Annotated in this window: 8 protein-coding genes; all 8 read left to right on the top strand. The window is 47.2% G+C overall.

Annotated features, from left to right (window positions below; all coding sequences use genetic code 11):
- Positions 1–140 (top strand): EF-Tu C-terminal domain-related protein (locus tag LPW36_RS14670; protein ID WP_476738496.1); only part of this gene is annotated, 140 nt, incomplete at its 5' end.
- Positions 141–377: 237 nt separating this feature from the next.
- Positions 378–761: a preprotein translocase subunit SecE gene (gene secE, locus LPW36_RS14665; RefSeq protein WP_230610830.1), complete on the top strand. Its 384-nt coding sequence runs from the start codon at positions 378–380 to the stop codon at positions 759–761.
- A gap of 1 nt (position 762) precedes the next feature.
- Positions 763–1308, top strand: a complete 546-nt coding sequence (nusG, locus tag LPW36_RS14660) for a transcription termination/antitermination protein NusG (protein WP_108901157.1) — start codon at positions 763–765, stop codon at positions 1306–1308.
- Between the two features lie 175 nt (positions 1309–1483).
- A complete protein-coding gene (gene rplK, locus LPW36_RS14655; protein WP_108901158.1) occupies positions 1484–1912 on the top strand; it encodes a 50S ribosomal protein L11 in 429 nt (142 codons plus the stop codon).
- A 3-nt stretch (positions 1913–1915) separates the two neighbouring features.
- Positions 1916–2623, top strand: a complete 708-nt coding sequence (rplA, locus tag LPW36_RS14650) for a 50S ribosomal protein L1 (RefSeq protein WP_218468570.1) — start codon at positions 1916–1918, stop codon at positions 2621–2623.
- Between the two features lie 320 nt (positions 2624–2943).
- Complete coding sequence (rplJ, locus tag LPW36_RS14645; RefSeq protein WP_230610828.1) at positions 2944–3441, top strand: 50S ribosomal protein L10; 498 nt, start codon at positions 2944–2946, stop codon at positions 3439–3441.
- Between the two features lie 62 nt (positions 3442–3503).
- A complete protein-coding gene (gene rplL / locus LPW36_RS14640) occupies positions 3504–3872 on the top strand; it encodes a 50S ribosomal protein L7/L12 (protein ID WP_218468572.1) in 369 nt (122 codons plus the stop codon).
- A 331-nt stretch (positions 3873–4203) separates the two neighbouring features.
- Positions 4204–8232 carry a DNA-directed RNA polymerase subunit beta gene (gene rpoB / locus LPW36_RS14635; RefSeq protein ID WP_230610826.1) on the top strand — a complete coding sequence of 1343 codons (4029 nt, stop codon included), beginning with the start codon at positions 4204–4206 and terminating at the stop codon, positions 8230–8232.
- Positions 8233–8242 lie beyond the last annotated feature (10 nt).

Here is an 8242-nt window from a genome sequence, read left to right as displayed (position 1 = left end):
AGATGGTAATGCCAGGTGATAACATTCAGATGACAGTAACTCTGATTGCACCAATCGCGATGGACGAAGGTTTACGCTTCGCTATCCGTGAAGGTGGTCGTACTGTTGGTGCTGGTGTTGTTGCTAAGATCATCAAATAAGTTTGACGCAACTAGCTTTAAGAGGGCATCATTTGATGCCCTTTTTCAACGTTGTGAGTTAAAAAGAACCTATCTCATCAAGTTTTTCTGCCTTATCATCTGGTATAAGGGCAGTGAGAGCTAGGGTGAGATAGGCTCATATACGGCGTATTATGCCGAAGAACGAGCATTCGGCTTGGTTGCTCTGCTATAATGCGGAGTGAAAGATTTACTTAAGTCATTATGACAGGTTGGTTTATGAGTGCGAATACCGAAGCTCAAGCAAGCGGGCGTGGACTAGAAATAGCTAAATGGCTGATTGTCGCTGCGTTATTGATTGCTGCTATCGTTGGTAATTATATCTATCGTGGATATAGCTTGCCGGTACGTGCAATTGCGGTTGTGGCAATTATTGGCATTGCTTTTGTGATTGCGTTGTTTACCGTTAAAGGTAAAGCGACCGTCGAATTTGCGCGCGCTGCACGCATTGAAATGAAAAAAGTAATTTGGCCTACACGTCAGGAAGCGCTGCAAACAACGTTGATCGTTGCGGCGGTGACTGTTGTTATGTCACTGATTCTATGGGGGCTGGATGGTATTCTGGTCCGTTTGGTCTCATTTATAACTGGCCTGAGGTTCTAAGATGTCTGAAGCCCCTAAAAAGCGTTGGTACGTAGTGCAAGCATTCTCTGGTTTTGAAGGTCGCGTAGCGCAGTCTCTGCGTGAGCACATCAAACTGAACGAGATGGAAGATCAATTTGGTGAAGTGATGGTTCCGACCGAAGAGGTTGTTGAGATTCGCGGTGGCCAACGTCGTAAAAGCGAACGTAAATTCTTCCCAGGCTATGTATTAGTTCAAATGGCGATGAACGATGCTACATGGCATCTGGTTCGTAGCATTCCACGCGTTATGGGCTTCATTGGCGGCACTTCAGATCGTCCAGCTCCGATTAGCGATAAAGAAGTTGATGCGATTATGAATCGCCTGCAGCAGGTTGGCGATAAGCCACGTCCGAAAACGCTGTTCGAGCCGGGTGAGCTGGTCCGTGTTAATGATGGTCCATTTGCTGACTTTAACGGTGTGGTTGAAGAAGTTGACTACGAGAAGAGCCGCCTGAAAGTATCGGTATCTATCTTTGGTCGTGCAACACCGGTCGAACTGGATTTCAGCCAGGTCGAAAAAGGTTAATTTACCGACCAAAATGGTCAGTAAAAGATAACCGTCAGGTTATTGGATTACCATATTGTAAGATGCGCGGGATTATCGTATAATTCCGCGCATCTTATTTTATAAAAGCACACACAGGTTTATTTAAAAACGGGGAGCCTCTCGAGGCGCTATCACCCAAACCGAGGAAATACACATGGCTAAGAAGGTCCAAGCCTACGTTAAGCTGCAAGTTGCAGCTGGTATGGCAAACCCAAGTCCACCAGTTGGTCCAGCTCTGGGTCAACAAGGCGTGAACATCATGGAATTCTGTAAAGCGTTCAATGCTAAAACTGAAAGCATTGAAAAAGGCTTACCAATTCCTGTGGTAATCACCGTTTATGCAGACCGTTCTTTCACGTTTGTTACCAAGACTCCTCCTGCTGCTGTTCTGCTGAAGAAAGCGGCTGGCATTAAGTCTGGTTCTGGCGTTCCAAATAAAACTAAAGTTGGAACTGTTACAAGCGCGCAAGTTCGTGAAATTGCACAAACTAAAGCCGCGGATATGACTGGTGCTGATGTAGACGCTATGGTGCGTTCTATTGAAGGTACTGCTCGTTCCATGGGCCTGGTAGTGGAGGGTTAATCAATGGCTAAGCTAACCAAGCGCATGCGCGTAATCCGTGACAAAGTTGACGCAACTAAACAGTATCAAATTACTGAAGCTGTTGCTCTGCTGAAAGAATTAGCAACTGCTAAATTCGTTGAGAGTGTAGACGTTGCCGTAAACCTCGGTATCGATGCTCGTAAATCTGACCAAAACGTCCGTGGTGCAACTGTATTGCCACACGGTACAGGTCGTACCGTTCGCGTAGCTGTATTTACTCAGGGTGCAAACGCTGAAGCAGCTAAAGAAGCGGGTGCAGATCTGATCGGTATGGAAGATTTAGCAGACCAAATCAAAAAAGGCGAAATGAACTTTGACGTTGTTATTGCTTCTCCGGATGCAATGCGCGTTGTAGGTCAATTAGGCCAGGTGTTAGGTCCACGTGGTCTGATGCCAAACCCGAAAGTGGGTACCGTTACTCCTAACGTTGCAGAAGCGGTTAAGAACGCTAAAGCAGGTCAGGTTCGTTATCGTAATGATAAGAACGGTATTATTCATACCACTATCGGTAAAGTTGACTTTGATGCAGATAAACTGCAAGAGAACTTAGAAGCTCTGCTGTCTGCACTGAAGAAAGCTAAACCATCTACAGCTAAAGGTGTTTTTGTTAAGAAAGTTAGCCTGTCAACCACCATGGGTGCTGGCGTTGCTATCGATCAAAGCAGCCTGAGCTCAGCAGCGAACGTTTAATTCACTGCTTTACTATGGAGCCAGATTCGTCTAGAATTTGGCCCCTTAGAATTTTTCGGTTGGAGCCTGGCCTTATCCAGGCCTCCGTCCAAGACCGCAGGTGTATGGCGACATACTTAATTGCTGTTCCTGTAAAGGATAACAGCCTGCGTAGACGGTGAGAGAGCCAAAAGAATGTTTTTCTTTTTTAAAAGAATAGTCTTTGCTGGATTCTACTCACCGTGTTTTAACGCCTGTTCATCGTTTTCTTCGGAAAACGATTGATTCAGGTGATGTGAGTTCCGGGAATTATCCCGGTCTAATCCAGGAGCACAAAGCCAATGGCATTAAATCTTCAAGACAAACAAGCGATTGTTGCTGAAGTTAGCGAAGTAGCCAAGGGTGCGCTGTCTGCAGTTGTTGCGGATTCCCGCGGCGTTACTGTAGCCAAAATGACTGAACTGCGTAAAGCAGGTCGTGAAGCTGGCGTATATATGCGTGTTGTTCGTAACACCTTAATGCGTCGCGTAGTTGAAGGTACTCCGTTCGAGTGCCTGAAAGACACGTTTGTTGGTCCAACCTTAATTGCATTTTCCAGTGAACATCCGGGCGCAGCAGCTCGTTTATTCAAAGCGTTTGCTAAAGAAAATGCAAAGTTTGAGGTTAAAGCAGCAGCCTTTGAAGGTGAGTTGATTACTGCGGCAAATATTGACCGCTTAGCAACCTTACCAACCTATGACGAAGCAATCGCACGCCTGATGGGAACCATGAAAGAAGCCGCTGCCGGCAAATTGGCTCGTACCTTGGCTGCGTTGCGCGATCAGAAACAAGCGGCATAATCGCTTATTCTATCGTTGCTTTTTAGCGTATAAATTATTTCTATATTTTAGGATCACTTGTTATGTCAACTATCACTAAAGACCAAATTTTAGACGGTATTGCAGCTCTGTCTGTAATGGAAATCGTTGAATTAATTTCTGCTATGGAAGAGAAATTCGGCGTTTCTGCAGCAGCTCTGTCTGCTGGCCCAGCTGCTGTTGTTGAAGCTGCTGAAGAGAAAACTGAATTCGACGTAATTCTGACTAATGCTGGCGCTAACAAAGTTGCTGCTATCAAAGCAGTACGTGGCGCAACCGGTCTGGGCCTGAAAGAAGCTAAAGACTTAGTTGAAGCTGCTCCAGCTGCAGTTAAAGAAGGCATCAGCAAAGATGAAGCTGAAGCTCTGAAGAAAGCACTGGAAGAAGCTGGTGCTTCTGTTGAGGTTAAGTAAGACCTCGTTCCAGTTTGCAGCCTGACTTACAGGCTGATGGCTGGTGACTTTTTAGTCACCAGCCTTTTTGCGCTATAGGGTTTCAGTAGAATTTCACACTGTTTGCCTACTGAGTAACCCCAATATTTCTTTCTATTGACGACTTAATATACTGCGTTCCCGGTCTGGTTTACTGACCCGCTAACAGCGTAATGAAATGATTTAAGAGTAATAGAAATGGGTATTGCGGAAGATTTTCATTCTTCCGATCGAAATAAATAGTGTTGCATGAAGAACTGTCCCTGTTCGGACGGACAGAGTGGGTCGACTTTTCAGCGAGCTGAGGAACCCTATGGTTTACTCCTATACCGAGAAAAAACGTATTCGTAAGGATTTTGGCAAACGTCCACAAGTTCTGGACATTCCTTACCTTCTTTCTATCCAGCTTGACTCGTTCCAGAAGTTCATCGAGCAAGACCCGGAAGGCCAACATGGACTGGAAGCAGCATTCCGTTCAGTGTTCCCTATCCAGAGCTACAGTGGTAACTCCGAGTTACAGTATGTAAGCTATCGTCTTGGTGAGCCTGTATTCGATGTCAAAGAGTGTCAAATCCGTGGTGTGACCTATTCCGCACCGCTGCGCGTAAAACTGCGCCTGGTGATTTACGATCGTGACGCTCCGGCGGGCACGGTGAAAGACATCAAAGAACAAGAAGTTTACATGGGTGAAATTCCACTCATGACCGATAACGGTACCTTTGTTATTAACGGTACAGAGCGTGTTATCGTTTCTCAGTTACACCGTAGTCCGGGTGTGTTCTTTGATAGCGACAAGGGTAAAACCCACTCATCGGGTAAAGTGCTGTATAACGCACGTATTATTCCTTACCGCGGTTCTTGGTTGGATTTCGAGTTTGACCCGAAAGATAACCTGTTTGTTCGTATTGACCGCCGTCGTAAGCTGCCAGCGACCATTATTCTGCGTGCGCTGGATTACTCGACTGAACAAATTTTAGATCTGTTCTTTGACAAGATCGTATTTGAAATCCGCGATAACAAGCTGCAAATGGAACTGGTTCCTGAGCGCCTGCGCGGTGAAACCGCTTCTTTTGATATTGAAGCTGGCGGTAAGATCTTCGTAGAGAAAGGCCGTCGTATCACTGCTCGTCATATTCGCCAGCTTGAAAAAGATGGCATCGATAAAATTGAAGTTCCGACCGAATACATTATTGGAAAAGTCGCTTCTAAAGATTATATCGATGAGAAGACCGGGGAAATCATTTGCCCTGCGAATATGGAGCTGACGTTGGATCTGCTGGCTAAGCTGAGTATGGCTGGTCACAAGCGTATTGAAACGCTGTTCACCAACGATCTGGACCACGGTGCTTATATCTCTGAGACCGTACGCGTCGATCCAACCTCCGACCGCTTAAGCGCGCTGGTTGAGATCTACCGTATGATGCGTCCTGGTGAACCACCAACGCGTGAAGCTGCAGAAAATCTGTTTGAGAACCTGTTCTTCTCTGAAGATCGTTATGACCTTTCTGCGGTAGGCCGCATGAAGTTCAACCGCTCTTTAAGCCGCGAAGAAATTGAAGGTTCCGGCATTCTGAGCAAAGACGACATTATTGAAGTGATGAAGAAACTGATCGGCATCCGTAACGGTGTTGGTGAAGTGGATGATATCGATCACTTGGGTAACCGTCGTATTCGTTCTGTTGGTGAAATGGCTGAAAACCAATTCCGTGTTGGTTTAGTGCGTGTTGAGCGTGCGGTTAAAGAGCGTCTGTCATTAGGCGATCTTGATACTCTGATGCCTCAGGACATGATCAACGCGAAGCCGATTTCGGCAGCGGTGAAAGAGTTCTTTGGTTCAAGCCAGCTTTCACAATTTATGGACCAGAACAACCCACTGTCCGAGATTACGCACAAACGTCGTATCTCTGCACTGGGCCCGGGCGGCTTGACGCGTGAGCGTGCGGGCTTCGAAGTACGTGACGTACATCCGACCCACTATGGTCGCGTATGTCCAATCGAAACGCCGGAAGGTCCAAACATCGGTCTGATCAACTCCCTGTCTGTGTATGCACAGACTAACGAGTATGGTTTCCTGGAAACTCCATATCGTCGCGTACGTGATGGTCTGGTTACCGATGAAATTCATTACTTATCCGCCATTGAAGAAGGCAACTACGTTATCGCTCAGGCGAACTCCAACCTGGATGACGAAGGCCGCTTCATGGAAGATCTGGTGACCTGTCGTAACAAAGGCGAATCAAGCCTGTTCAGCCGCGATCAAGTGGACTATATGGACGTTTCAACCCAACAGGTTGTTTCCGTCGGTGCCTCTCTGATCCCGTTCCTGGAACATGATGACGCCAACCGTGCTCTGATGGGTGCGAACATGCAACGTCAGGCGGTTCCAACCCTGCGCGCTGATAAGCCGCTGGTAGGTACCGGTATGGAACGCGCTGTAGCAGTTGACTCCGGTGTAACCGCCGTTGCAACTCGTGGTGGTACCGTTCAATACGTCGACGCATCTCGTATCGTGATTAAAGTTAACGAAGACGAGATGATGCCGGGCGAAGCAGGTATCGATATTTATAACCTGACTAAATACACCCGTTCTAACCAGAACACCTGTATCAGTCAAATGCCATGCGTCTCTTTAGGCGAGCCAGTTGAACGCGGTGACGTGTTAGCTGACGGCCCGTCTACTGACCTGGGTGAACTGGCTCTTGGCCAGAACATGCGCGTCGCATTCATGCCTTGGAATGGTTATAACTTCGAAGACTCCATCCTGGTTTCTGAGCGTGTTGTACAGGAAGACCGTTTTACTACTATCCACATTCAGGAACTTTCTTGCGTATCTCGTGATACCAAGTTAGGGCCGGAAGAGATCACTGCGGACATCCCTAACGTGGGTGAAGCAGCGCTGTCTAAGCTGGATGAATCCGGTATCGTTTATATCGGTGCTGAAGTGACCGGTGGTGACATTCTGGTTGGTAAAGTAACACCTAAAGGTGAAACTCAACTGACGCCAGAAGAAAAACTGCTGCGTGCGATTTTTGGTGAGAAAGCGTCTGATGTTAAAGACTCTTCACTGCGCGTACCAAACGGTGTTTCAGGTACCATTATCGACGTTCAGGTATTTACCCGTGACGGCGTAGAAAAAGATAAGCGTGCGCTTGAAATCGAAGATATGCAGCTGAAGCAGGTTAAGAAAGACCTGACTGAAGAGCTGAAGATTTTCGAAGCTGGTCTGTTTGCCCGTATTCACGATGTGCTGGTTTCCGGCGGCATCGAAGAAGAGAAACTGAGCAAACTGACTCACGACAAGTGGCTTGAAATCGGTTTAAGTGACGAAGATAAGCAAAACCAGCTGGAACAGCTGGCAGAGCAATACGACGAACTGAAATCCGAGTTTGAGAAGAAACTTGAAGGTAAGCGCCGTAAGATCACTCAGGGCGACGATTTAGCCCCTGGCGTTCTGAAGATTGTCAAAGTCTATCTGGCGGTTAAGCGTCAGATTCAGCCTGGTGACAAGATGGCAGGTCGTCATGGTAACAAAGGTGTTATCTCTAAGATCAACCCGATCGAAGATATGCCTTACGATGAAAACGGCGTGCCTGTTGACTTAGTTCTGAACCCGCTGGGTGTACCATCGCGTATGAACATCGGTCAGATTCTGGAGACCCACCTGGGTCTGGCTGCTAAAGGTATTGGCGACAAGATTAACGCCATGCTGAAACAGCAGCAGGAAGTTGCAAAACTGCGTGAATTTATCCAGAAGGCTTATAACCTGGGTGATGATACGCGTCAAAAAGTAGACTTAGCTAAGTTTACCGATGAAGAAGTGCTGACTCTGGCAGAGAACCTGCGTAAGGGTATGCCAATTGCAACACCAGTGTTTGATGGTGCAAAAGAGAAAGAAATCAAAGAGCTGTTGACTCTGGGCGGTTTACCGACCTCTGGTCAGATCACGCTGTTTGATGGACGTACCGGTGAACAGTTCGAACGTCCGGTTACCGTTGGCTATATGTACATGCTGAAACTGAACCACTTGGTTGATGACAAGATGCATGCACGTTCTACCGGTTCTTACAGCCTGGTTACTCAGCAGCCGCTGGGTGGTAAGGCTCAGTTCGGTGGACAACGCTTCGGTGAGATGGAAGTGTGGGCGCTGGAAGCTTATGGCGCAGCGTACACGCTACAGGAAATGCTGACCGTCAAGTCCGACGATGTAAACGGCCGTACCAAGATGTACAAAAACATCGTGGATGGCAACCATCAGATGGAGCCAGGCATGCCGGAATCCTTCAACGTATTGTTGAAAGAGATCCGTTCGCTGGGTATCAACATCGAGTTGGAAGAGGAATAAATTCCTCTTA

Source organism: Limnobaculum eriocheiris, assembly GCF_021010575.1.
In the GTDB taxonomy this organism is placed as follows: domain Bacteria; phylum Pseudomonadota; class Gammaproteobacteria; order Enterobacterales; family Enterobacteriaceae; genus Limnobaculum; species Limnobaculum eriocheiris.
Note: the sequence above shows the minus strand (reverse complement) of the source record. Positions and strands in the feature narration are given on the sequence as shown.